The organism is Streptococcus cristatus, from assembly GCF_019685515.1.
Lineage (GTDB): Bacteria > Bacillota > Bacilli > Lactobacillales > Streptococcaceae > Streptococcus.
Genome location: NZ_JABFFN010000001.1, coordinates 139,079 through 161,907 on the forward strand (window position 1 = coordinate 139,079; position 22,829 = coordinate 161,907).

Genomic DNA, 22,829 nt, shown 5'->3' on the forward strand with positions numbered 1-22,829 from the left:
CCATGTGTCTGCTTTTGTAGTATAATAGTAAACAGACAAAAAGATAGGAATGTGTTATGAAAGTATTAGCTTTTGATACGTCCAGCAAGGCTCTTTCTCTAGCCATTTTAGAGGACAAGCAGGTTCTTGCCGAGACGACGATTAATATCAAGAAAAATCACAGTATTACTCTCATGCCTGCCATTGATTTTTTGATGGCAAGTTTGGATTGGACACCCAAGGATTTGGACCGAATCGTGGTAGCGGAAGGGCCAGGTAGTTATACAGGTTTGCGAATTGCGGTAGCAACTTCCAAGGCCTTGGCTCATACCCTGAACATTGAGTTGGTTGGTATGTCGAGTCTATTGTCTCTGGTACCACACCAACAAGAAGGTTTACTTGTTCCCCTGATGGATGCGCGTCGCAACAATGTTTATGCAGGATTTTATGAAAATGCCAAACCTGTCATGCCAGAAGCACACCTGTCCTTTGCGGGAGTGCTAGAAAAAGTCAAGGATGCTGACCAGGTGACCTTTGTCGGAGAAGTTGGAGCCTTTGTGGGACAAATACAAGAACAACTACCACAAGCCAGCTACCAAGAAACCTTGCCAAATGCAGCTAATCTAGCTCTTTGGGCTTGGGATAAGGAAGCAGACTCCTTGCACGACTTTGTGCCAAATTACCTCAAACGAGTTGAGGCTGAGGAAAACTGGCTCAAGAATCACACCGAGTCTGGCGAGTCCTACATTAAACGCCTATGATAAAGATCAAACGAATCCAACAGCAACCTGACTTGGCTCAAGCTATCTATGCTGTTATGGTAGATGTTTACCCAGTCAGTCCTTGGACGCTGGAACAAATCCAAGCAGACCTATCCCAAGATCAGACTTGGTATGCTCTGGCTTATGATGGGGCAGAAGTGATTGGCTTTCTAGCTGTGCAGGAGAATCTCTTTGAGGCAGAAGTCCTGCAAATCGCTGTCAAAGGAGCCTATCAGGGTCAGGGGATTGCGTCAGCCTTGTTTGCAACATTGCCGACAGCCAAGGAGATTTTCCTCGAAGTCAGAAAGTCAAACCAACGAGCGCAAGCATTTTACAAGAAAGAAAAGATGGCGATCATCGCTGAGCGAAAGGCTTACTATCATGACCCAGTTGAGGACGCCATTATCATGAAGAGAGAAATAGATGAAGGATAGATATATTTTAGCATTTGAGACATCCTGTGATGAGACCAGTGTCGCCGTCTTGAAAAACGACGATGAGCTCTTGTCCAATGTCATTGCGAGTCAAATTGAGAGTCACAAACGTTTTGGGGGCGTAGTGCCAGAAGTGGCTAGCCGTCACCATGTCGAGGTTATTACAGCCTGTATCGAGGAAGCACTGGCAGAAGCAGGAATTACCGAAGAGGACGTAACAGCCGTTGCCGTTACCTACGGACCAGGATTAGTTGGAGCCTTACTAGTTGGTTTGTCAGCTGCCAAGGCCTTTGCTTGGGCACATGGCCTGCCACTTATCCCCGTCAACCACATGGCTGGCCACCTCATGGCAGCTCAGAGTGTGGAGCCTTTGGAGTTTCCTTTGTTGGCACTTTTGGTCAGCGGAGGACACACAGAGTTGGTCTATGTGTCAGAGGCTGGCGATTACAAGATTGTTGGGGAGACACGAGACGATGCAGTTGGGGAGGCTTATGACAAGGTCGGTCGTGTCATGGGCTTGACTTATCCAGCAGGTCGTGAGATTGACGAGTTGGCCCATCAAGGTCAGGATGTTTATGACTTCCCTCGTGCCATGATCAAGGAAGACAATCTGGAGTTTTCATTCTCAGGTTTGAAGTCTGCCTTTATCAATCTTCACCACAATGCTGAGCAAAAGGGAGAAAGCCTGTCTACAGAGGACTTGTGTGCGTCCTTCCAAGCTGCTGTCATGGATATTCTCATGGCAAAAACCAAGAAGGCCTTAGAAAAATACCCTGTTAAAACTCTGGTCGTGGCAGGTGGCGTGGCAGCTAATAAAGGTCTCAGAGAACGCCTAGCAGATGAAATTACAGATGTTAAGGTCATCATCCCCCCCCTACGCCTTTGCGGAGACAATGCAGGTATGATTGCCTATGCCAGCGTCAGCGAGTGGAACAAAGAAAATTTTGCAGGCTTGGACCTCAACGCCAAACCAAGCCTCTCTTTTGATACTATGGAATAAAGAGTCAGCTTAAGGCTGGCTTTTTTGCTCGCAGAAATGTCAGAATATTTTGACAAAAATGTAAAAATAATGATATAATATATAAAGAATAGGAGGCGGTCAGATGATTGAGAGAATGGAATTGGGAGAATTTTACAAGGAATTGCGGCTGGCGAGGAAACTCAAGCAGTCAGATGTGGCTTGTGAGGGTCTAACAGCTTCTCAGTTATCTAAGTTTGAACTGGGGCAGTCTATGTTGTCTGCGGATAAACTGATTCTAGCTATCCAAGGGATAAATGTAACCTTCGACGAGTTTGGACACAAGCTTAACAATTATCAAGAATCACCACATATGCGATTTGGACGAAAGGTTGTAGATCGCTTTGCCCATCAAGATATGGCTGGCTTAGAGCAACTATTAGAGGAAGTTGAGCAAGAACAGATGGCGAAGACCTATCGTCGTTTGAACGCTATTGTGATTAAAAACGCCATCCATTCTCTGGATAAAAACTATCTGCTAGAAGAGGAGGATAGCGAGTTTTTGACTAGCTATCTCTATGCTATCGAGTCTTGGACCTGGTTTGAACTCTATCTTTTTTGCAATACCATGCCTTTCTTAAGTAATCAAGATCTGATTTTTTTATCAACCTCTTTACTTGAAAAATCCAAGGAATTTAAAGAATTGGCACACAATAGACTGTATATGAAAAGTGGCTTTCTGAATATCATATCAGAGCTCATGGAGCGCAAACTTTTTTCTTATATCCCAATCTTTGAAGCCGAGTTGGAGAGTATGCTCCGACCATACGATGTTTTTGAGAAATTATTGTGGCAGTTTTTAAAGAAGATGAGCATTTTTCTTCAAACCAAGGGAAGCAATCAGAAAGAAATTGAACACTTTATCCAATCTCTGCAAATATTAGAAAATCCGCAATTAACAGCCCTTTTTGAACTACGCTTGCAGCAATATAAAGAACTTATCAATTAGCTAAAGATGGGAAATGATAATAATATCAGCAACGATTGTCAATAATGCTATGATTTGTTTCTTCATTTCATGTCCTCCTACATAATGGTAACTATATTATATCAGTGAAATAATCAAATCAATCAAAATCGCAAATCTGAAATTTCTATAAGAAAAAATATCAAATATGCGATTTTCTAAAATGTAGTGATTTCCGTGTTATACTATCGTTGTAAGACACTTGAAGCAAATCCTAGGTTGCAGAAGTGGTTTACAAATAAAAATAATTGAAGGAGTGTAAATATGTTGAATTTACAATTTGCAGAAACAATGGAACTAACAGAAGTGGAGTTGGAGAAGGTTTACGGCGGAAATTTCACTATGGCTTGTGTGGGTGAAAATATTGGTTGTGGTGGTAGTGCTTTGCCTGCTTGGGGAGGTAGAGGTATTAGTCCCAGACCTTATGGGGCATTTGATTGGTCGAATGGGCTGATTGAAGGACTGTTTGGAAAACGTCGTAACTAACATTTAGGAGAAAAAACTATGAAAAGGGAAGAAACGAAATTTTACCTAGGGACCATTTTGGTACTTATGTCTTATTACTTGATTTTTAATTTAGTAGTGAGATTAGAGTTCATGGATCAATTATCAGATTTTGGATTTTATGGGATTCAAATTTTATTGATAGTAATTGAAGGAATTGCTGCTACTGTGGTTCTTGTTAAGAGTCAACGTTGGAAAGAGTACGGTCGCTTCCAGTTTCGTTGGTCCTATCTGGGTCTCTTCTTTCTTTCCTTTATATTGATGTTTTTGTGGGTAAATATAACGACTCGAATCTTTCCCAACACGCAAAATGGTAGTGCTATAAAAGAAACCGTAGCCAATTTGACGGGAATTAGTTATTTTGTGACACGTATTCTCTACGGCAGTCTTATTGCTCCGATAGTTGAGGAGTTAGTCTTCCGTGGACTTCTGATGACAGCCCTATCTAAATTTAAAAAATACTATATTGATGTTATCATTTCTTCCACACTCTTTAGTCTCATCCATGTTTTACAATATGGATGGGTGTTAACAGACTTCATCGTTTATGCAGGAGCAGGTCTGCTACTCTGCATGCTCTTTCGTTATACACGTTCAATTTATTGGTCAATGGCCCTTCACATCTTGTGGAATACCTTTTTAATCATCGTCAGTTTACTGGTGTTTGGGTATTAGAAAGATGAAATATGAAAAAGACAACCTCACGCTACTACTTGATTATAGCCATTCTACTTGTCGTTGCTGACCAGTTCGTCATTCGTTTGCTTTTACATAGCGACCTTGCTGCGGGCCTATCTGACTTTGAATATTATTTGTCGGATATGCTGTTGAATTTTCTTGTGGTTCTGCTTGCTATTATTGTTATGATTCGGTCAGGGAAATGGCAGAAAATCAACAGTAGAAGATTTAAAGGATCCTATCTTTTCTATTCCTTCCTAGCACTTCTTGCTTTTGTGATTTGGAATTTCGTCACATTTTATCTTTTCCCATCTACCAAAAATGAAATTGCTTATCAACTGGATCTTCCTACTTTTACGGGAGCAACGGCATTCTTGATGTATTTTTTCTATCCTGTGATTGCAGGTCCCATTTTTGAAGAGATGATTTATCGTGGATTGGTGATGACCGCTCTGGAAAAAGGGAAGAAATGGGGTCTGGATGTGCTTGGTTCGGCTGCTTTGTTTGGAATCTTGCACATCAGTAACCACGGTTGGATTTTGACAGACTTTTTCTCATATATGGGTGGTGGTCTCATATTTGCAGTCTTATTTAGAGTGACAAAGTCCATTTATTGGCCTATTGGACTGCACATAGTCTACAATGGCATTGGTCAAATTTTACCGTTGCTGTAATTTTGGGTGCTTAGTAATATCGGTCTATCCTTGGGGAAAGATTCCCATTTGAATTAAAAAAGGAGTTGCGATGGAAGTATTTCTTCAAAATAGAGATTTTAGGCAATTAACCATCAACCAGTGGATTTCAACGGTTGGGGATACGATTTTTTATCTTGCTTTTTTGAATTATGTGGCAGATGCTTCGTTTGCCCCCTTGGCGATTTTACTCATCACGATTTCAGAGACTGTTCCTCAAGTCCTGCAAATCTTTATGGGAGTTTTGGCTGACTTTCAACACCATCGTGTTCTAAAGTATACGGTTATTAGTTTTGTCAAATTTGTACTTTATTCTATAGTGGCACTTTCGCTTTCAGGGCAGTCCTTTTCCTTATGGCTTGTATTCTTTATTTGTTTGATGAACCTCTTGTCGGATACATTGAGTTACTTTTCAGGAGCTATGCTAACTCCTATTTTTATAAGAATCATTGGGAAAGAACATCTGACAGAAGCCATTGGCTTTAAACAATCAACAGTTAGTTTAGTTCGGACAATCAGTAATATTCTAGGAGGGATTTTACTAGGAATTCTTTCCATTCAGTTCATTTCCTTGCTAAACGCTCTGACATTTCTGATAGCATTTGTAGGTATCCTCTTCATAAAAAATGATCTTTTGAAAGTAGAAAAAACGATTAGCTATCAAGAAGGTCTTTCTGTAAAATCGTTTTGCCAGCATTTGTTCCAATCATCGAAATTGATCTGGAATATGGATAGAGTAATCTTCATTTTATTTATCGTCTCTATCAGCCAAGCTGTGATCAATATCACTGTTCCTATTTCTACTCTTTTTTTAAGAAACCAACCGTTTTTGAATTTACAAACTGGTCAATCTCTTGCCTTGTTATCAACACTAGAATTGTTAGCACTTATTGTCGGAAGCCTTGTAAGTGGCTATCTGAAGAATACGATTTCTATAAAAACAGCTCTATACGCTTCGGTCGTCATCCAGTTACTCCTTCTAGTAGGATTTGCCACAGTTCATTTTGGCTTGATTCTGCTTTTCAGCTCCTTGGATGCCTTCATCGCAGGTATACTCTCTCCTAGATTGCAAGAACTCGTCTTTAAACAAATACCTGAGGAGTCAATGGGAGCGGTTCAATCCTCTATTGGTGCTATTACGGTTGTTTTACCAAGTCTATTCACAATTGTTTTCGTAACGATTGCTACAAGTTTTGGGACTCTAGCAGTCAGCTTTATTCTATTGCTATTACTCCTAACCGCATTTGTCATGCTCTTGAATATTCGTGAGAGTATCTAGAGGAGAATTTGTATAATAGGTATTTGAGACTGGATTGCCAGTCTTTTTATAACGGCCAAAATCAGCAGACTTTTTTCTCTTCTTTGAATATGTTATAATAGTCCGTGCTGTGGCTGTGATGACGAACAGCCTCAATTGGAGAGAATATGAGGAGAAGGATGAAAGAAAAAGGATTTTGGAAAGGTGCACAGGCGGCCATGCCGACTGCCCTTGGCTATGTCAGCATTGGTCTGGCTTGTGGGATTATCGGCGCGCCCTATGTGACACCTGTTGAGATGGGCTTGATGAGCCTCTTTGTTTATGCTGGGAGCGCCCAGTTTGCCATGTTGGCCTTGATTGCGGTCCAAGCGCCTGTCGCAGCTATTGCTATGACGGTCTTTTTGATCAACTTGCGACTCTTTTTGCTGAGCTTGCATGCATCGACCTATTTCCGTCATACTAGCCTCTGGCAAAATATTGGCATGTCCAGTCTCCTGACAGATGAGACCTACGGGGTTTTGATGGGAGAATTAGCCCATACAGACAAGGTCCATCCTATGTGGATGCACGGGAACAATCTCAATAGTTATATAGCATGGTTTATTGGGACAGTAGTCGGAACGGCTTTAGGTGGGCTTCTTCCAAATCCTGAGGTCTTTGGCTTAGACTTTGCCCTTGTCGGAATGTTTATCGGGATTTTTACTTCGCAATTTCAGATTATGCAAAGACGGGTTCCTGTACGGAATCTGCTGCGGATCCTAGCCGTTGTTGCGGTGTCCTTCTTTTTGCTCTTGACAGTGGTGTCTCAGTCGCTAGCTGTTCTTTTTGCGACCTTGCTAGGTTGTACCATGGGGGTGGTCTTAGATGGTCAGTAAATATCTTTTGTTAGCCGTTATCTTTTCAGGCCTAGTGACTTGGGTTCCCCGTATGATTCCTTTCATCTTGGTCAAGTACAAGGGTTTGCCAGCTATCGTTGAGCGTTTTTTGAAGTTCTTGCCTGTTTCCATTATCTTTGCCTTGATCCTTTCAAGCGTGGTGACAGGCAAGGTTGGAAGCCTTCCTCAAATCAAATGGCTGGACTTTTTAGCGGTCTTTCCAACGGCTTGGTTAGCCTTTCGCTACCGCAATCTAGTAGGTACGGTTCTTTTTGGGGTGGTCTTGATTGCAGTCTTGCGTCTGGCCTTTTAGTCAGCCATAAGAAAAACCTATCACCGAGATAGAAATCATATAATGGCGAAAAAAAATATTTTCTGTTAAGATAGTAAAGTATTCTATTTTGGAGGAAATGACATGAAAAAAATCGTTAAATATTCATCTCTTGCTGCTCTGGGACTTGTTGCCGCAGGTGTACTAGCAGCTTGCTCAGGTGGTGCTAAGAAAGAGGGAGAAGCAGCTGGTAAGAAAGAAATTATCGTTGCAACCAATGCTTCACCAAAACCATTCAACTATGAAGACAACGGTGAGTTGACTGGTTATGAGATTGAAGTAGTTCGTGCTATCTTTAAAGACTCTGACAAATACGACGTCAAGTTTGAAAAGACAGAGTGGTCAGGTGTCTTTGCAGGCCTTGATAGCGATCGCTACCAAATGGCTGTGAACAATATCAGCTATACCAAAGAACGTGCTGAAAAATACCTCTACGCAGCACCAATTGCTAAAAATCCTAACGTTCTTGTTGTGAAAAAGGACGACAACAGCATCAAGTCTCTTGATGATATCGGTGGAAAATCAACTGAAGTCGTTCAAGGAACAACCTCAGCTAAACAATTGGAAGAATACAACAAACAACACGCAGATAATCCAACTATCCTTAACTATACAAAGGCTGACTTCCAACAAATTATGTCTCGTCTAAGTGATGGACAATTTGACTACAAGATTTTTGACAAAATCGGTGTTGAAACAGTTATTAAGAACCAAGGTTTGGACAACTTGAAAGTCATTGAACTTCCAAGCGACCAACAACCTTACGTTTACCCACTTCTTGCTAAAGGTCAAGATGAGTTGAAATCATTTGTAGACAAACGAATCCAAGAACTCTACAAAGACGGAACTCTTGAAAAATTGTCTAAACAGTTCTTCGGGGACACTTATCTCCCAGCAGAAGCTGATATTAAATAGTCGTATGAAATCATCCAGTCTGAGAAAGACGGATGATTTCTCAATTTTCAGGTATATAGTTTCAAACTATATGTCTGCCTATCTAATAACAATTTGCTAATTCAAATAAAGTATGAGATACTATTACGGTATTATTTTTAAAGGAGATAGAATCATGAAAATTAAAAAATGGCTCGGTGTAGCAGCGCTTGCTACAGTCGCAGGTTTGGCTCTTGCAGCTTGCGGAAACTCAGAAAAGAAAGCAGACAATGCAACAACTATCAAAATCGCAACAGTTAACCGTAGCGGTTCTGAAGAAGCACGTTGGGATAAAGTCCAAGAATTGGTTGAAAAAGATGGAATTAAATTGGAATTCACAGAGTTCACAGATTACTCACAACCAAACAAGGCAACTGCTGATGGTGAAGTAGACTTGAACGCTTTCCAACACTACAACTTCTTGAACAACTGGAACAAAGAAAACGGGAAAGACCTTGTAGCGATTGCAGATACGTACATCTCACCGATCCGTCTTTACTCAGGTAAAAATGGGGAAGAAAACAAGTACACCAAAGTGGAAGAAATCCCAGATAACGGTGAAATCGCCGTACCAAACGATGCAACAAACGAAAGCCGTGCACTTTACTTGCTTCAATCAGCTGGTTTGATTAAATTGGACGTTTCTGGAACTGCACTCGCAACAGTTGCTAACATCACAGAAAATCCAAAGAACTTGAAGATTACTGAATTGGACGCTAGCCAAACAGCTCGTTCGTTGTCATCAGTTGACGCTGCCGTTGTAAACAATACCTTCGTTACAGAAGCAAAATTGGACTACAAGAAAGCACTCTTCAAAGAACAAGCTGATGAAAACTCAAAACAATGGTACAACATCATCGTTGCGAAAAAAGATTGGGAATCATCACCTAAGGCTGATGCCATCAAGAAAGTGATCGCGGCTTACCACACTGATGAAGTGAAAAAAGTTATCGAAGAAACATCAGACGGTTTGGACCAACCAGTTTGGTAATAAGACACAGGGAGGTGGGAGAGAGTTTCCACCTCTTGCTTTTGTATAGAGAATGGATTGTAAAGAAGACTATAGGTTCATAGAAAGGTAGAGAGAAAATGGTTTTTCCTAGCGAACAAGAACAGATTGAAAAATTTGAAAAGGATCATGTGGCCCAGCATTATTTTGAGGTTTTGCGTACCTTGATTTCTAAGAAATCGGTCTTTGCCCAGCAGGTCGGACTTAAGGAAGTTGCCAACTATCTGGGTGAGATTTTCAAGCGTGTAGGGGCTGAAGTGGAGATTGATGAGACTTATACGGCTCCCTTTGTCATGGCGCATTTCAAGAGTTCGCGTCCAGATGCCAAAACCTTGATTTTCTATAACCACTATGACACTGTGCCAGCGGATGGGGATCAGGTCTGGACAGAGGATCCCTTTACGCTTTCGGTCCGCAATGGTTTTATGTATGGGCGTGGTGTTGATGATGATAAGGGTCATATCACAGCTCGTTTGAGTGCTTTGAGAAAATATATGCAGCATCATGATGACCTGCCTGTCAATATCAGTTTTATCATGGAAGGGGCAGAGGAGTCTGCTTCGACAGACCTAGATAAGTATTTAGAGAAACACGCAGACAAACTTCGTGGGGCGGACTTGCTAGTCTGGGAGCAAGGGACCAAGAACGCCTTGGAACAACTGGAAATCTCTGGCGGAAATAAGGGCATTGTGACCTTTGATGCTAAGGTGAAAAGTGCTGATGTGGATATCCACTCGAGTTATGGTGGTGTCGTGGAGTCAGCACCGTGGTATCTTATCCAGGCCTTAAGTAGTCTGCGAGCTGCTGATGGACGTATCTTGGTAGAAGGCTTGTATGAGGATGTTCAAGAGCCAAATGAACGAGAATTGGCCTTGGTGGATACCTATGCCCAACGCAATCCAGAGGAAATTAGTCGCATTTATGGTTTGGAATTGCCTCTCTTACAAGAGGAACGTGCAGCCTTTCTAAAACGTTTCTTTTTTGAGCCAGCCCTTAATATCGAAGGGATTCAGTCAGGTTATCAAGGGCAAGGGGTTAAAACGATTTTGCCAGCAGAAGCCAGTGCTAAGCTAGAGGTTCGTTTGGTTCCTGGCCTAGAACCGCATGACGTTCTGGAAAAAATTCGGAAACAGCTAGACAAAAATGGCTTTGATAAGGTAGAATTATACTATACCTTGGGAGAGATGAGCTATCGAAGCGATATGAGCGCACCAGCCATTCTCAATGTGATCGAATTGGCCAAGAAATTCTACCCTCAGGGCGTATCGGTCTTACCGACAACAGCGGGAACAGGACCTATGCATACGGTCTTTGATGCCCTAGAGGTACCAATGGTGGCCTTTGGTCTAGGAAATGCCAATAGCCGAGACCATGGTGGAGATGAAAACGTGCGAATCGCCGATTACTACACCCATATTGAATTAGTAGAGGAGCTGATTAGAAGCTATGAGTAGAGATATTATCAAGTTAGATCAGATCGATGTGACTTTTCACCAAAAGAAAAGAACCATCACAGCGGTCAAAGATGTGACTATTCACATCCAAGAAGGGGATATCTACGGAATCGTTGGATATTCTGGAGCAGGGAAATCAACCCTTGTACGGGTGATTAACCTCTTGCAAAAGCCATCTGCAGGAAAAATTACCATTGATAACGACGTCATTTTTGATGGCAAGGTGACCTTGACGGCAGAGCAGCTGCGTCGTAAACGTCAGGATATCGGGATGATTTTCCAGCATTTTAACCTGATGAGTCAAAAGACAGCAGAGGAAAATGTAGCCTTTGCCCTTAAACACTCTGGACTCAGCAAGGAAGAAAAGAAGGCCAAAGTAGCTAAGTTGTTAGACTTGGTTGGCTTGGCGGATCGTGCTGAAAACTACCCTTCACAACTATCAGGAGGGCAAAAACAGCGTGTAGCTATTGCGCGTGCCTTGGCAAATGATCCGAAAATCTTGATTTCAGATGAGTCAACGTCTGCCCTCGACCCTAAGACAACCAAGCAAATTCTAGCCTTGTTGCAAGATTTGAACCAAAAATTAGGTTTGACTGTTGTTTTGATTACGCATGAAATGCAGATTGTCAAAGACATTGCCAACCGTGTGGCAGTTATGCAGGATGGGCGTTTGATTGAAGAGGACAGTGTCCTTGAAATCTTCTCAAACCCTAAACAACCTTTGACCCTGGACTTTATCTCAACAGCTACAGGTATTGATGAAGCCATGGTCAAGATTGAGAAGCAAGAAATCGTAGAGCACTTATCTGAGAACAGTATCTTAGTGCAGCTCAAGTATGCAGGGGCTTCGACAGACGAACCACTTTTGAATGAATTATACAAGCGTTACCAAGTAACGGCCAATATCCTCTATGGAAATATCGAAATTCTCGATGGCACTCCTGTTGGAGAATTGGTTGTGGTCTTGTCAGGTGAAAAAGCAGCGCTAGCAGGTGCTCAAGATGCCATTCGTCAAGCGGGTGTCCAGTTAAAAGTATTGAAGGGAGGACAGTAAGATGACAGAGTTGATTCAAACTTATCTACCAAATGTCTACAAGATGGGCTGGGCTGGTCAGGCAGGCTGGGGAACAGCTATCTACCTAACTCTTTATATGACAGTTCTTTCCTTCATCATCGGAGGGTTCTTGGGGCTGGTGGCAGGTCTCTTCCTTGTCTTGACAGCACCAGGCGGTGTCTTGGAAAATAAGGTTATCTTTTGGATTTTAGACAAGATTACCTCTATTTTTCGTGCGGTTCCCTTCATCATCCTCTTGGCAATCATGTCGCCACTGTCTCACTTGATTGTGAAGACTAGTATCGGGCCAAATGCAGCCCTTGTCCCCCTTTCTTTTGCAGTCTTTGCCTTCTTTGCCCGTCAGGTGCAGGTGGTCTTGGCTGAACTAGATGGCGGTGTCATTGAGGCAGCCCAGGCTAGTGGAGCGACCTTCTGGGATATCGTGGGTGTTTACCTATCAGAAGGTCTTCCAGATTTGATTCGTGTGACGACTGTGACCTTGATTTCCCTTGTTGGGGAAACAGCCATGGCCGGTGCGGTTGGTGCTGGTGGTATCGGTAACGTGGCCATTGCCTATGGGTTTAACCGCTACAATCACGATGTGACCATCTTGGCGACTATCATTATCATCTTGATTATCTTTGCAATCCAGTTCTTGGGAGATTTCTTGACCAAGAAATTAAGTCATAAATAATGGAAGGAGCCCAACGGGACTCCTTTTTGTTTTCTCGCCGAAATGCAAGAAGAGTAAAGCTTCTTTTTAGAAATATGCTATAATAAAGAAAGGTCCCTCAATTAGCAAATCGGAAAGTTTGCTGTAGAAGGGATGATAATGTAAAGGAGTTTGACTGGTATGAATTATTTCGAGGGGAATGAGTTTTTCCTTCTCTTGTTTGTAGTTTTACTGATTGGTTTTGTAGTAAATTTTTTTGAAAAACGTAAAGACTACTATATTTTGGCGCTCTCCCTCTTATTTGCAGGAGCTATTTATGGTAAGAGTCGAGCGATGATTGTCTATTTACTCGCCTTTATCGTTTACCAGTATTTTCTGGTTTTTCTAGCACAGAGGATAGAGGCAAAGCGGCTGAAACCACTGGTTTTCCTTTCTATTCTTCCCTTAGTGATTAATAAAGTCTTTGCCCTGACTTCTCTGCATTTGTTGGCCTTTATTGGCATTTCCTACATGTCCTTTAAAACCATTCAGATCATGCTAGAAATATCAGATGGTTTGATTAAAGAAAAGATTAGCATAAAAGACTACCTGCAATTTTTACTTTTTTTCCCTACGGTTAGTGCAGGACCAATTGATCGAAGCAGGAGATTTTTAAAAGAGATAAACGAGGTCATGCCTCGAAAAGAGTATCTAGAGTTAGCAGGGGACGGTGTGTATCGTATCGTTCTAGGCCTTCTTTACAAGGTTGTTTTATCAACCTATGTTTACCAGATGTTACTTGCTCTAAGCAATACGGGCACAGTCGTTTACTCAATCAAGTATATGTACCTCTATACCTTGTATCTGTTCTTTGACTTTGCAGGCTATAGTATAATGGCCGTTGGAAGTAGTAATATTCTAGGTATTCAGACACCGATGAACTTTAATAAACCTTTCTTGAGTGTCGATATCAAGGATTTCTGGACTAGATGGCATATCACCTTGTCGACCTGGTTGAGAGATTTTGTATTTTCAAGAGTATTGATGCAGGTTATCAGGAAAAAATGGTTTAAAAATAGACTACACAATGCAACCTATGCCTATATGGTCAATATGTTGGTCATGGGTTTTTGGCATGGTCTTAGTGTTAGCTACATTGTCTATGGTTTTTACCATGGTGTCTTGATGGCTGGATTTGAAGTGTATCAAAAGAAAAGCAATTTTTATAAGAAAAATAAAAACAAAAACTGGTATAAGCTACTAAGTTGGTTTGTGACCATGAATTTGGTTATGGTTGGTTTCTTTATCTTTTCAGGTGAACCCTATAAAATCTTGCTTACGATTTTAAAGAGATAAGAGATTGAAAAGAAGTCTGCCAGACCGAAGGGATAGGATAAAACGAGATGATTAAATTAAAAGCATTTTTACTATCGCTTGTGCTCGTAATTGCGACGCTTGCCCTTTTAAATGTGACATATGTCAAGAAGATTGATGATTATTATAAAGTCAAGGATAACAGTATTCGTTATAGCACCTCGTATGAAAAATATAAAAGTAGAGATATTTTAACAAGCAATATTACTCCCAATACACTGGTTTTATTGGGGTCATCCGAGTTGGTTGCGACAAAGGATGAAGATTATCATCCCAATAGAATTTTTAATTACAACGATTTCAATATCATGCAGATTGGAACTAGCTATTCTCAAAATATCATTCAAGCCTCTACTTTAGCCTCTATTGAAGGGTCTATGAGTAAGCGAAAAGTGGCTATAGTAGAGTCGGTTCAGTGGTTTGAAAAAGATGGGACTCATCAAGATGCTTTTTTGAATAAGGCTTCTCAGGAACATATTTTCCACATGCTAGATAATGACAAGATTAGTAAGGAAACGAAAGAAAAACTGATCAATCGCATTATTGAGATTACCAAGGGGAACAAGCAACAAAATGACATCTACAAAAAATACAAAAGTTATTTCATAGATGGAAAAGGAACCATTGTTGATAAAAAACTATTAGAGTTAGATAACGCGATGTATTCCTTTAAGCTCAAACGAAAATTTTATGAAAATCATGAGAAATCAGATTATCCCTCATCAGGAGACAAAACCCCAGACTATGATTGGGAAAAGATGACGGATCAGTTTGTGGAAGAGGTCAAAAAGAAAACAGACAATAATGACTATGCTGTTGATAATAACTACTACAATACTTACTTAAAAGATCGCTATGCATCGCTGAAAGATTCTAATAAAGATTTGAGCTATCTGGAGTCACCAGAGTATTCTGATATGGAACTTTTCTTGACAGTTGCTAAGGAATTGGGAATTGAAGTTGAGGTTATTATTTTCCCAGTAAACGGGAAATGGAATGACTACACAGGTGTCTCAAGAGAGATGCGAGAAAAAACTTATAAAAAAATAGAAGATGTCGCAAAAAGCCATGGTGCAACCGTATTAAACTATGGAAACAGAGAGTATGATGATTACTTTTTATTTGACGTGATGCACGTTGGAGTGAAAGGATGGATGGAAGTTGAAAAAGAACTTTACAAATTTGCAAACCAAGCTAACTAACACACACCGATTAATCTTGTGGACCCTATTTTTCTATACGGTTATCTTGAGCATCGTGATCTACTGTTTTGTGACCGATTTTTCGAATATTCAAGAATTTATCTATAGTGAATTTTAAGATTGTATACAAAAAGGCCCTGGAACTAGGCATTGCTAGTCTTCAGGGCTTTTATCTTATAGTTTATCAGCTATTTTTTGACTTAGAAATTGCCCAATAACAGCACCCATCAAGGCACCTAGGAGGATGCTTGAAACAAAGAGAAGGATTTTGTCCAACTCTGGAGCGACCATGATACGGTCGATGTATTCTTGGGATTTCCCACGCGAAAGTAAGGTTGCCACGTAAGCTTTGGGACGGATCCACATGAGGAAGATTGGGCCACTTGTGCTAAAAGCAAAGACGAGGAAGGAGAGGATGTTTTTGGTTCGGTCTTTGTAGTTTCCGAGACGAGCGATGGCATCTGCTGCAAGACCACAGGCGAGTCCTGGGAGAAAGGCACCAGCGCCATGTTTGCTAGCCAGGAAGAAAATTGCCATAAAAAGACCTAGAGTCGTAACAGCGCCAAAACGAGGGACCTTCGTCAAAAGAAGCATGTAGACACTGCCACCGACAAGTGCAGAAAAGGCAGGCGCGTAGAACATATTGCCTGTCTGGTCGACCAGATGTCCTAGGAAGACTCCAATCCCCACACAGAGGAAGTAGAGGACGGCGGCCAAGAGGGTGGTTAAGATATTTTTCTTCATGAGAATCTCCTTGATGCAAATTAACAAAACCAATTGTATCACGCTTTTTGAGGATTGTAAATGGGTGCTCTATGTTTTTGAAAACGTTTGAAATATGATATAATGGTTACATCGTTAGTTTAAGGAGAGTAGCATGGGAAAATTTCTAGAATTCGTCTTTAATCGTATCTTTTTGGGAATGATGGCGACGGCTTATTTCTGGCTATTAACACTAGCAGGAGGAGTGGTCTTTGGTTTGGCCCCAGCTAGTGCAACTCTTATGAGTTTGTATGCGGAACATGGTTATACCTATCGAGCCTACCATTTGAAGGAAGCTTGGGAATTGTATAAGAGTAATTTTGTCAAGAGCAATCTGGCTTTCTATAGTTTTGTGTTTGTTGATCTTGTCCTAGTTTATGGTTTGTATCTTCTAGTTCAATTGCCCCACCAGACGATTTTCCATCTCTTGGCGACCTTTCTCAATGTCCTTGTAGTTGCTCTTGTCTTTCTAGCCTATATTGTTTCCTTGAAACTTCAGGTGTACTTTGATTTATCCTACCAAAATACCTTGAAACTGTCCCTTATTGGGATTTTTATGAGCCTACCTGCGATTGCCAAGGTTTTACTCGGGTCTGCTCTCCTTGTAGGAGTTGGTTATTATATGCCTGCCTTGCTCTTTTTTGTAGGAATTGGAATGTGGCATTTCTTTATCAGTGATATGTTGGAACCTATTTATGAAAGTATCCATGAAAAATTGGCGACAAAATAGAATGAAGCAGTTTTGGCTTCACTCTCTTTTACGGATTTATAGTTTGGTCATGATCGTGGTCATTGCCAGTTTTGCGATTATGCTATCGTATGCTGACTGGGACTCGCGTGAGAAGGAGGCCCAAAGGGTTGCAGAACGTGTGACCACTCGGACAGTGAGTGAAGTGGAATATTATCACAGAGAGTCAACTCAACTCGCTCAGTCTTTGGTTGAAAATCAAGCCCGAATTGAAGGGATTTACAAGTATTTCAGTCTTAGCACCCCAGACTATTTCTATTGGCAATTAGAGCGTAAAACTTCGCCTTATATTTCTGTATCCTTGTATGAAAATATTGATAATATCTATGTTCGGAATGATTTTGTGACTGGAGTGGCTATTGTCCTTCAGGACTATAAGGAAGTGTATGTTTCGACTAGAGAAAAACGCAGCGGAGAGAAAGTTCCTGCGGAGGATTTTAAGCCGACAGCCAACAGTTTTGCCATTCCTGTTTCCGATCCTGTGTCTGACAAGGATTTAGGAGTGATCTATATCTCCTTATCGCCAACTGTTCTTTATGGAGCTATTGACAATACAAGGGGCCATATCCCGATGGCTGTAACAGTAACTTCTCCTTTCGAGACCGAGATGTTCCATATTGGGGAGAAGGTATCAGCCGAGAGGGAGAACTGGTTTGTAGGTGTCACCTCTCACGGTTATCAGGTTCGAGCTGCTGTTCCTAAAAATTTTGTTCTTACAGGAACTTTGACGAGCTCAGCTATCATTATTGGGCTAAGTATCCTCTTTATCATCATTTTGTACGTGACCCTTAGACAGACTTTCTCAAATTACCAAAAACAAGTCGTAGACCTAGTAGATTCGATAGAGGTGATTGCTCAAGGAGAAGAAGGCCTTCGAATCGATACCTCTGAAAAAGACCAAGAGTTGCTTCTCATTGCAGAAACAACCAATGATATGTTGGATCGCCTGGAAAAAAATATCCACGATATCTATCAGCTAGAGCTCAGTCAAAAAGATGCCAATATGCGAGCTCTGCAGGCTCAAATTAATCCTCACTTTATGTACAATACTCTGGAGTTTTTACGGATGTATGCTGTCATGCAAAGTCAGGATGAACTGGCAGATATTATCTATGAATTTAGTAGCTTGTTACGCAACAATATCTCCGACGAGCGGGAAACCACGTTGAAGCAAGAGTTGGAATTCTGCCGAAAATATAGCTATCTTTGCATGGTGCGTTATCCTAAATCCATTGCCTACGGTTTCAAGATTGCACCAGAATTGGAAGAAATGAGAATTCCAAAATTTACACTCCAACCATTAGTAGAAAACTACTTTGCCCATGGTGTTGATTATCGCAGAACAGATAATGTCATCAGTATCAAAGCCTTGAAGGGCCAAGGATTCGTTGAAATCCTAGTAGTAGATAATGGTCGAGGAATGCCCGCTGAGAAACTAGCTAGCTTGCAAGAAAAATTAACTCAACGAAGTTTTGAACACGAAGCAAGCTATAGTGGGGAGCGGCAATCAATTGGAATAGTAAATGTACACGAACGCTTTGTTCTCTACTTTGGGGATCGCTACCAAATCAGTGTAGAGTCAGCTGAGCAAAAAGGTGTTCGTTACCATATCACTATCCAGGATGAATAGAAAGGGTAGAAATGTATAAAGTTTTATTAGTAGACGATGAGTACATGGTGACAGAGGGGCTCAAGCGATTAATCCCCTTTGAAAAATGGGATATGCAAGTCGTTGCAACAGCTAATCACGCAGATGATGCTTTGGACTACGTCAAAGAAAATCCAGTAGATGTGGTCATTTCCGATGTCAACATGCCAGATAAGACCGGACTTGAGATGATTAGGGAAATGAAAGAGCTACTTCCAGATACCTATTATATCTTGCTGTCTGGTTATCAAGAGTTTGACTACGTCAAAAAAGCCATGAACCTTAGTGTCGTGGATTATCTGGTCAAGCCAGTAGACAAGGTAGAGTTGGGCAATTTATTAGAAAAAATTGCGCAACAGCTTCAGGAAAAGGTGGAGCAAAGTCAGACCCTCAGTCAAGAATTGGATGAGACAGGATTTATGAACTACCTGTCAGGTAAAGACAGCTGGTGGATAGGACTTTCAAAGGAAAAGCAGGGGTCTTTTACCATTCCTTACTATGTTTTGGGGCAAGACTGGCAGATTTTCATCTCTGATCAGCCGCTCGATGGCATCGTCGTGACACCATTTGAAGCACCCTACCAGCAGTCCTTTGAGAATTGGAAGATTAATGCTGAAAAAGCCCTCTTCTACGGTTCAGTTAATCTAGAAAAATCCGAGAGTTTATTTGCCTATTACGAGCCGATTTATCGGGTGATTATCCAAGGGAATATCAATCAAATCATCGAAGAATTAACCCTACTAGAGAAGGTTGTTTTGGAGAATACTCCGCGCGTGGCCATCACGAAGCAGCTCTTCACCCAGTTTGTCATGGATGTCTTTCATTTGTTTGAACACCTAAAAGCAGATGATATGACCGAGATTGTCAAAGCCATCCATGCCATTAACTCCTTTGAAGAATTGGTTGCCTATATCAAAGAAACCTTGACCAAGTTCTTTGGCCAGTACCGCATGAATGAAAATGTGGTGAGCGTTCTGGAGGTGATTGGGCGTGATTATCAGAAAGAGCTCTCGCTCAAGGATATCAGCAAGGATCTCTTTATCAATCCTGTCTATCTTGGGCAGCTGATCAAAAGAGAAACTAACTCAACCTTTGCGGAATTGCTCAATAAACAGCGAATTAAGGCGGCGCAGCAACTCTTGCTTTCGACCAGTGATAGTATCGAAGATATTTGCTATGCAGTTGGCTATAGTAATGTTGGATATTTCTATAAGGTTTTCCGTAAATTGTGCGGAAAATCACCGAAAGCTTATCGGAAACAAGTTGAAACCAGCTTGTAAAAGTTGTATTCCTGTACAAAAAATGCTATAATGTTCAAAATATCTTATGGAGGAAAACATGAAAAAGAATCCTATTTATCTTTGGGTCTTGTTAGTCCTATCAGCTCTCATTTCATCTATGTCACTATTTGGAATCTTGAGTCCATTGCCAAGTAAAGATGCTCTTCGTGCTAGCCTGGCGAATAGCGGGACGCTCACTACCCAGCAATTAGAAGACACGGTCAACTATACTTACAAAGTGTCAGAATCCTCTCACTCTATTTTTAATATGTCGTTGATTGTTTTATCTGCAATTTTAGTTGTAGTAGCCTTTGTATTTCTCGTACGTAAAAACGTACAATTCGCAAACTATACTTATGTTGGCTATGTTCTACTAGCTATTGTTGGTTTGGTTTATAGCTATATGAACGTTCAAGATGCGGTTCAATTAATCAAAGATAGTGCCCTTGGCTTAGGAATGGGAGCATTAGCAAAAGGGACGAATATTTTGTTCATCATCATCAATATTCTCTTTTTAGCCTTAGTCTTTTACAAGATGTGGCGCCAACAAAAGGACTTGGCTGAGGAAGTCGAAGCAGAAGAAGCTGCCTAAGTATTGACAAAAAAGAACTATCAAGTTACAATTTTGGTAGTTCTTTTTATATCGTAAACATAAAAATCGAGGTCAACATGAAAAAAATATCCTTAGTGTATATCAGTCTGAGTGGGAATACAGAAAGTTTTGTAACCCGACTCAAGGACTATCTCTTGTCCCAGTACGAAGGAATTGAGGTCCAAAAAATCCATATCAAGGATTTGATCAAGGAAGGCCAAGAATTCTTTGAAATGGAGCATCCCTATGTCGCTTTTTTGCCGACCTATCTGGAAGGTGGAAATGGTGTCGATAACGGCGATGTTGAGATTCTAACGACTCCAGTGGGCGACTTTATCGCTTATGGAGACAATGCTAGTAAGTGTTTTGGGGTAGTGGGATCTGGTAATCGCAATTTTAACAATCAATACTGCCTGACTGCCAAGCAGTACAGCCAACGTTTTGGTTTCCCCGTTCTAGCAGATTTTGAAATGAGAGGCATGCTGGGAGATATTAAAAAGGTTGCAGCGATTATCGCGGATTTGTATGAGTTAGAAACAGAAAAATAAAGTAGTACTGAGGGGCAGTTGAGATTTTCAACTGCTTTTGAGTATGCAAAAAGCACCCCGTAAGGGTGCCATTTTATGTACTATCCTGCTTTTCCGATAGCAAGTGCATAGATAAAGAAGATAGCGAAGCCAAAGAGGAAAATCAATCCTGCGATAGCGAGGAGTTTTAGCCAAGAAGGAAGATTTTTATTTTCACGTGTCACCAATACATAGTTCAAAAGAGCGAAGAATGGTGTTGTCAGGAAAGAACCAATCATGGCGAAGCGAAGCATAGTTGATACTTGACCAGCAAAGAACTTGATGATGATGATACCGATAACAGCTGTGAGGGTCATCCAGATGTTCAAAGATTTGCTATCATCCTCTTTTTGACTTAACAAGAGTCGTAGGGAAACCTGATTAACGCGGGAATAGCCATCGATAACAGTAATGACTGTTCCAAAGATACAGAGAAAGGCGATGAAGGTGATCAAGTAACGGGACCATTCTCCAAGAACAGAGGCATACATACCCACGAATTGAGAGATGTATTTGGCTGAAGCGGCCTCAACTGCTTGTCCTGTAGGATACTGAATGAGTGCTCCGAGTGCTACAAAAAATACAGCCAGGATAGCAGTTCCAATGTAACCTACGTTAAAGTCGAAAAGGGCGTCCTCTGTATTAAAGTTGACAGTCTTTTTCTTTTCAGCAGACCAGAGTGAGTTGATGGCTGAAATTTCAATAGGAGCAGGCATCCATCCTAGGAGGGAAACGATAAAAGGGAGGGCTGCCATTTGCCAAGGTGCCTTCTCGACAAAATCAGAGCTGTATTCTGGATGCTTAATTGCTGCAATGATAACTGCAAGAACAGTTGCAATAGTCAAAGCAGACATGATCCATTTTGCCATACCATCCAATAATTTGTAGCCACCAAAGAGTAGCATGGCCCAAATGACCGCAACAAGGATAAGGGACCATTGAGTGATGCTAAGACCGATCATTGGAAAAGCGCTAGCGATGATGGCTGAGCAAAGGATAGCGACCCCGGCTGTGTTGACCATAGCAGAAAAGACATTGAGGATAAAGAAAATCCAGAGATAGAGTTTCCCTTTTTCAGCGTAGCCTTCGACCAAGGTTTTACCAGTATCAGCAGTATATTCTGCACCAAAACGGAAAAATGGATATTTAAAAACATTGGCCAAGATAACCAAGAGGAGTAGTGACCAACCATAAGAACCACCAGCTTGAGTGGAGGATACGATGTGAGAACCTCCAACGGCGGCAGAAGCCATGAGGATACCTGGCCCCATTGCCTTTAGTTTGCTTGTCCAGGTTGACTGGCTTGATAAAGTAACTTGTGACATAATAAACACTCCTATTTTTGAATTTTCAGAATAATCTGAATAGATAGCTACTATTCTACAAAAAACTTAAAAGAAATGCAAGGATATTTTGAAAAAAGTTGGAAAATCCTGAAAAAATTCACAAAAATCATATAAGAATAACTGTGACTGTTTCAAGGGGATGATGTTTACTAGAGCGAATAAAAGTCCGAGAAGTTTTCTTCTCGGACTTTGGTCATTTTAATTGATCTGTGATGTCTTTTGATAGCAACATTCCCAGATGGTAAGTTTTATTGATATGTGCAATGACATCATTGATGTTGTCAGTCGTGTGAATTTTCTCTTTGATGTCTGACCTAAATGTTTCATCCTTCAAAAGTTGCTCTTGGTAGAGCTTTTGCAGTCTTTCTTTCTCGTACTTATTGAGCAGAAAAAGGAAAACCAAGCTAATTATAACGAGGATATAAGCATATTGGCTCATAGGAAATCTCCATGTATGATAAAGAAAATAGTAGTGAATAGATCGAATTAGTGAAGCGTTTAGGCAATTCGTACTGGTTACGACGTAAAGAAACATAAATCGACAATATTTATGTCCCAGAACTAGTTAAGCACCAAGCCAAATTACCATAGTTACTTAGACTGCTTTACAATCAAGTGATTAAAAGATTACGACATGAGCCTAACCAAATCGATATTATTTGGTTAGGTGAATTAGTGAAGCGCCAAGTCAAATCACCATAGTTACGACGTC

General features: G+C 41.0%; 25 protein-coding genes. 22 read left to right on the plus strand and 3 right to left on the minus strand.

Annotated elements, in window-relative coordinates; all coding sequences use genetic code 11:
* Positions 1-56 precede the first annotated feature (56 nt).
* The 17 genes from tsaB (at position 57) to dltD (ending at position 15,175) form a co-directional block, all read left to right on the plus strand.
* Positions 57-740 carry a tRNA (adenosine(37)-N6)-threonylcarbamoyltransferase complex dimerization subunit type 1 TsaB gene (tsaB, locus tag FOA33_RS00645; protein ID WP_221160316.1) on the plus strand — a complete coding sequence of 228 codons (684 nt, stop codon included), beginning with the start codon at positions 57-59 and terminating at the stop codon, positions 738-740.
* Complete coding sequence (rimI, locus tag FOA33_RS00650; protein ID WP_213988600.1) at positions 737-1,174, plus strand: ribosomal protein S18-alanine N-acetyltransferase; 438 nt, start codon at positions 737-739, stop codon at positions 1,172-1,174. Before tsaB ends, rimI begins: the two co-directional genes overlap by 4 nt.
* Positions 1,164-2,174: a tRNA (adenosine(37)-N6)-threonylcarbamoyltransferase complex transferase subunit TsaD gene (gene tsaD, locus FOA33_RS00655; protein WP_221160317.1), complete on the plus strand. Its 1,011-nt coding sequence runs from the start codon at positions 1,164-1,166 to the stop codon at positions 2,172-2,174. The genes rimI and tsaD overlap by 11 nt, the downstream gene beginning before the upstream one ends.
* A gap of 103 nt (positions 2,175-2,277) precedes the next feature.
* Positions 2,278-3,141: an Rgg/GadR/MutR family transcriptional regulator gene (locus FOA33_RS00660; RefSeq protein ID WP_213988598.1), complete on the plus strand. Its 864-nt coding sequence runs from the start codon at positions 2,278-2,280 to the stop codon at positions 3,139-3,141.
* Between the two features lie 282 nt (positions 3,142-3,423).
* A complete protein-coding gene (locus tag FOA33_RS00665) occupies positions 3,424-3,645 on the plus strand; it encodes a hypothetical protein (RefSeq protein WP_084874794.1) in 222 nt (73 codons plus the stop codon).
* An 18-nt stretch (positions 3,646-3,663) separates the two neighbouring features.
* The gene (locus tag FOA33_RS00670) at positions 3,664-4,338 is read left to right on the plus strand and encodes a CPBP family intramembrane glutamic endopeptidase (RefSeq protein ID WP_000817789.1); all 675 of its coding nucleotides are present in this window, start codon (positions 3,664-3,666) and stop codon (positions 4,336-4,338) included.
* Positions 4,339-4,349: 11 nt separating this feature from the next.
* The gene (locus FOA33_RS00675) at positions 4,350-5,015 is read left to right on the plus strand and encodes a CPBP family intramembrane glutamic endopeptidase (protein WP_221160318.1); all 666 of its coding nucleotides are present in this window, start codon (positions 4,350-4,352) and stop codon (positions 5,013-5,015) included.
* Positions 5,016-5,085: 70 nt separating this feature from the next.
* On the plus strand, positions 5,086-6,312 hold the full coding sequence (locus FOA33_RS00680) for an MFS transporter (RefSeq protein WP_221160319.1): 1,227 nt from the start codon (positions 5,086-5,088) through the stop codon (positions 6,310-6,312).
* 158 nt (positions 6,313-6,470) lie between these two features.
* Complete coding sequence (locus FOA33_RS00685) at positions 6,471-7,166, plus strand: AzlC family ABC transporter permease (RefSeq protein WP_221160320.1); 696 nt, start codon at positions 6,471-6,473, stop codon at positions 7,164-7,166.
* A complete protein-coding gene (locus tag FOA33_RS00690) occupies positions 7,156-7,479 on the plus strand; it encodes an AzlD domain-containing protein (RefSeq protein WP_221160321.1) in 324 nt (107 codons plus the stop codon). The genes FOA33_RS00685 and FOA33_RS00690 overlap by 11 nt, the downstream gene beginning before the upstream one ends.
* Positions 7,480-7,581: 102 nt before the next feature.
* Positions 7,582-8,412 (plus strand): amino acid ABC transporter substrate-binding protein, encoded by an 831-nt coding sequence (locus FOA33_RS00695; protein WP_221160322.1) that lies wholly within the window; start codon positions 7,582-7,584, stop codon positions 8,410-8,412.
* A 154-nt stretch (positions 8,413-8,566) separates the two neighbouring features.
* Positions 8,567-9,421: a MetQ/NlpA family ABC transporter substrate-binding protein gene (locus tag FOA33_RS00700; RefSeq protein ID WP_221160323.1), complete on the plus strand. Its 855-nt coding sequence runs from the start codon at positions 8,567-8,569 to the stop codon at positions 9,419-9,421.
* Positions 9,422-9,519: 98 nt separating this feature from the next.
* Complete coding sequence (locus FOA33_RS00705; RefSeq protein ID WP_221160324.1) at positions 9,520-10,893, plus strand: M20 family metallopeptidase; 1,374 nt, start codon at positions 9,520-9,522, stop codon at positions 10,891-10,893.
* Positions 10,886-11,947, plus strand: coding sequence for a methionine ABC transporter ATP-binding protein (locus FOA33_RS00710; RefSeq protein ID WP_221160325.1), 1,062 nt, complete (start codon positions 10,886-10,888; stop codon positions 11,945-11,947). The genes FOA33_RS00705 and FOA33_RS00710 overlap by 8 nt, the downstream gene beginning before the upstream one ends.
* Position 11,948: 1 nt before the next feature.
* Complete coding sequence (locus FOA33_RS00715) at positions 11,949-12,641, plus strand: methionine ABC transporter permease (RefSeq protein WP_084874814.1); 693 nt, start codon at positions 11,949-11,951, stop codon at positions 12,639-12,641.
* 159 nt (positions 12,642-12,800) lie between these two features.
* Complete coding sequence (dltB, locus tag FOA33_RS00720) at positions 12,801-13,955, plus strand: D-alanyl-lipoteichoic acid biosynthesis protein DltB (RefSeq protein ID WP_221160326.1); 1,155 nt, start codon at positions 12,801-12,803, stop codon at positions 13,953-13,955.
* Between the two features lie 47 nt (positions 13,956-14,002).
* Positions 14,003-15,175: a D-alanyl-lipoteichoic acid biosynthesis protein DltD gene (gene dltD / locus FOA33_RS00725; RefSeq protein ID WP_221160327.1), complete on the plus strand. Its 1,173-nt coding sequence runs from the start codon at positions 14,003-14,005 to the stop codon at positions 15,173-15,175.
* A gap of 174 nt (positions 15,176-15,349) precedes the next feature.
* On the opposite strand, the gene FOA33_RS00730 is transcribed toward dltD, so the two are convergent.
* A complete protein-coding gene (locus FOA33_RS00730; protein ID WP_221160328.1) occupies positions 15,350-15,919 on the minus strand; it encodes an MptD family putative ECF transporter S component in 570 nt (189 codons plus the stop codon).
* A 133-nt stretch (positions 15,920-16,052) separates the two neighbouring features.
* Here FOA33_RS00730 and FOA33_RS00735 point away from each other — a divergent pair, with 133 nt between their 5' ends.
* From FOA33_RS00735 to nrdI, 5 genes are all read left to right on the plus strand, one after another.
* On the plus strand, positions 16,053-16,667 hold the full coding sequence (locus tag FOA33_RS00735) for a YesL family protein (RefSeq protein WP_221160329.1): 615 nt from the start codon (positions 16,053-16,055) through the stop codon (positions 16,665-16,667).
* Complete coding sequence (locus tag FOA33_RS00740; RefSeq protein WP_221160330.1) at positions 16,645-18,315, plus strand: sensor histidine kinase; 1,671 nt, start codon at positions 16,645-16,647, stop codon at positions 18,313-18,315. Before FOA33_RS00735 ends, FOA33_RS00740 begins: the two co-directional genes overlap by 23 nt.
* A gap of 11 nt (positions 18,316-18,326) precedes the next feature.
* Positions 18,327-19,613, plus strand: a complete 1,287-nt coding sequence (locus FOA33_RS00745) for a response regulator transcription factor (protein ID WP_221160331.1) — start codon at positions 18,327-18,329, stop codon at positions 19,611-19,613.
* 58 nt (positions 19,614-19,671) lie between these two features.
* A complete protein-coding gene (locus tag FOA33_RS00750; RefSeq protein ID WP_221160332.1) occupies positions 19,672-20,205 on the plus strand; it encodes an ABC transporter permease in 534 nt (177 codons plus the stop codon).
* Positions 20,206-20,282: 77 nt separating this feature from the next.
* Entirely contained in the window at positions 20,283-20,753 is a 471-nt protein-coding gene (gene nrdI, locus FOA33_RS00755) for a class Ib ribonucleoside-diphosphate reductase assembly flavoprotein NrdI (protein ID WP_221160333.1), read from the plus strand.
* Between the two features lie 80 nt (positions 20,754-20,833).
* On the opposite strand, the gene FOA33_RS00760 is transcribed toward nrdI, so the two are convergent.
* Together FOA33_RS00760 and FOA33_RS00765 are read right to left on the minus strand one after the other, a co-directional pair.
* A complete protein-coding gene (locus FOA33_RS00760) occupies positions 20,834-22,096 on the minus strand; it encodes an NRAMP family divalent metal transporter (protein ID WP_221160334.1) in 1,263 nt (420 codons plus the stop codon).
* Positions 22,097-22,310: 214 nt separating this feature from the next.
* Entirely contained in the window at positions 22,311-22,556 is a 246-nt protein-coding gene (locus tag FOA33_RS00765) for a hypothetical protein (RefSeq protein ID WP_000084850.1), read from the minus strand.
* Positions 22,557-22,829 lie beyond the last annotated feature (273 nt).

Bases quoted from the DNA above. Each gene is read 5' to 3' on its own strand.
- tsaB (WP_221160316.1), top strand. From the start codon at position 57: ATGAAAGTATTAGCTTTTGATACGTCCAGCAAGGCTCTTTCTCTAGCC.
- rimI (WP_213988600.1), top strand. From the start codon at position 737: ATGATAAAGATCAAACGAATCCAACAGCAACCTGACTTGGCTCAAGCT.
- tsaD (WP_221160317.1), top strand. From the start codon at position 1,164: ATGAAGGATAGATATATTTTAGCATTTGAGACATCCTGTGATGAGACC.
- FOA33_RS00660 (WP_213988598.1), top strand. From the start codon at position 2,278: ATGATTGAGAGAATGGAATTGGGAGAATTTTACAAGGAATTGCGGCTG.
- FOA33_RS00665 (WP_084874794.1), top strand. From the start codon at position 3,424: ATGTTGAATTTACAATTTGCAGAAACAATGGAACTAACAGAAGTGGAG.
- FOA33_RS00670 (WP_000817789.1), top strand. From the start codon at position 3,664: ATGAAAAGGGAAGAAACGAAATTTTACCTAGGGACCATTTTGGTACTT.
- FOA33_RS00675 (WP_221160318.1), top strand. From the start codon at position 4,350: ATGAAAAAGACAACCTCACGCTACTACTTGATTATAGCCATTCTACTT.
- FOA33_RS00680 (WP_221160319.1), top strand. From the start codon at position 5,086: ATGGAAGTATTTCTTCAAAATAGAGATTTTAGGCAATTAACCATCAAC.
- FOA33_RS00685 (WP_221160320.1), top strand. From the start codon at position 6,471: ATGAAAGAAAAAGGATTTTGGAAAGGTGCACAGGCGGCCATGCCGACT.
- FOA33_RS00690 (WP_221160321.1), top strand. From the start codon at position 7,156: ATGGTCAGTAAATATCTTTTGTTAGCCGTTATCTTTTCAGGCCTAGTG.
- FOA33_RS00695 (WP_221160322.1), top strand. From the start codon at position 7,582: ATGAAAAAAATCGTTAAATATTCATCTCTTGCTGCTCTGGGACTTGTT.
- FOA33_RS00700 (WP_221160323.1), top strand. From the start codon at position 8,567: ATGAAAATTAAAAAATGGCTCGGTGTAGCAGCGCTTGCTACAGTCGCA.
- FOA33_RS00705 (WP_221160324.1), top strand. From the start codon at position 9,520: ATGGTTTTTCCTAGCGAACAAGAACAGATTGAAAAATTTGAAAAGGAT.
- FOA33_RS00710 (WP_221160325.1), top strand. From the start codon at position 10,886: ATGAGTAGAGATATTATCAAGTTAGATCAGATCGATGTGACTTTTCAC.
- FOA33_RS00715 (WP_084874814.1), top strand. From the start codon at position 11,949: ATGACAGAGTTGATTCAAACTTATCTACCAAATGTCTACAAGATGGGC.
- dltB (WP_221160326.1), top strand. From the start codon at position 12,801: ATGAATTATTTCGAGGGGAATGAGTTTTTCCTTCTCTTGTTTGTAGTT.
- dltD (WP_221160327.1), top strand. From the start codon at position 14,003: ATGATTAAATTAAAAGCATTTTTACTATCGCTTGTGCTCGTAATTGCG.
- FOA33_RS00730 (WP_221160328.1), bottom strand. From the start codon at position 15,919: ATGAAGAAAAATATCTTAACCACCCTCTTGGCCGCCGTCCTCTACTTC.
- FOA33_RS00735 (WP_221160329.1), top strand. From the start codon at position 16,053: ATGGGAAAATTTCTAGAATTCGTCTTTAATCGTATCTTTTTGGGAATG.
- FOA33_RS00740 (WP_221160330.1), top strand. From the start codon at position 16,645: ATGAAAAATTGGCGACAAAATAGAATGAAGCAGTTTTGGCTTCACTCT.
- FOA33_RS00745 (WP_221160331.1), top strand. From the start codon at position 18,327: ATGTATAAAGTTTTATTAGTAGACGATGAGTACATGGTGACAGAGGGG.
- FOA33_RS00750 (WP_221160332.1), top strand. From the start codon at position 19,672: ATGAAAAAGAATCCTATTTATCTTTGGGTCTTGTTAGTCCTATCAGCT.
- nrdI (WP_221160333.1), top strand. From the start codon at position 20,283: ATGAAAAAAATATCCTTAGTGTATATCAGTCTGAGTGGGAATACAGAA.
- FOA33_RS00760 (WP_221160334.1), bottom strand. From the start codon at position 22,096: ATGTCACAAGTTACTTTATCAAGCCAGTCAACCTGGACAAGCAAACTA.
- FOA33_RS00765 (WP_000084850.1), bottom strand. From the start codon at position 22,556: ATGAGCCAATATGCTTATATCCTCGTTATAATTAGCTTGGTTTTCCTT.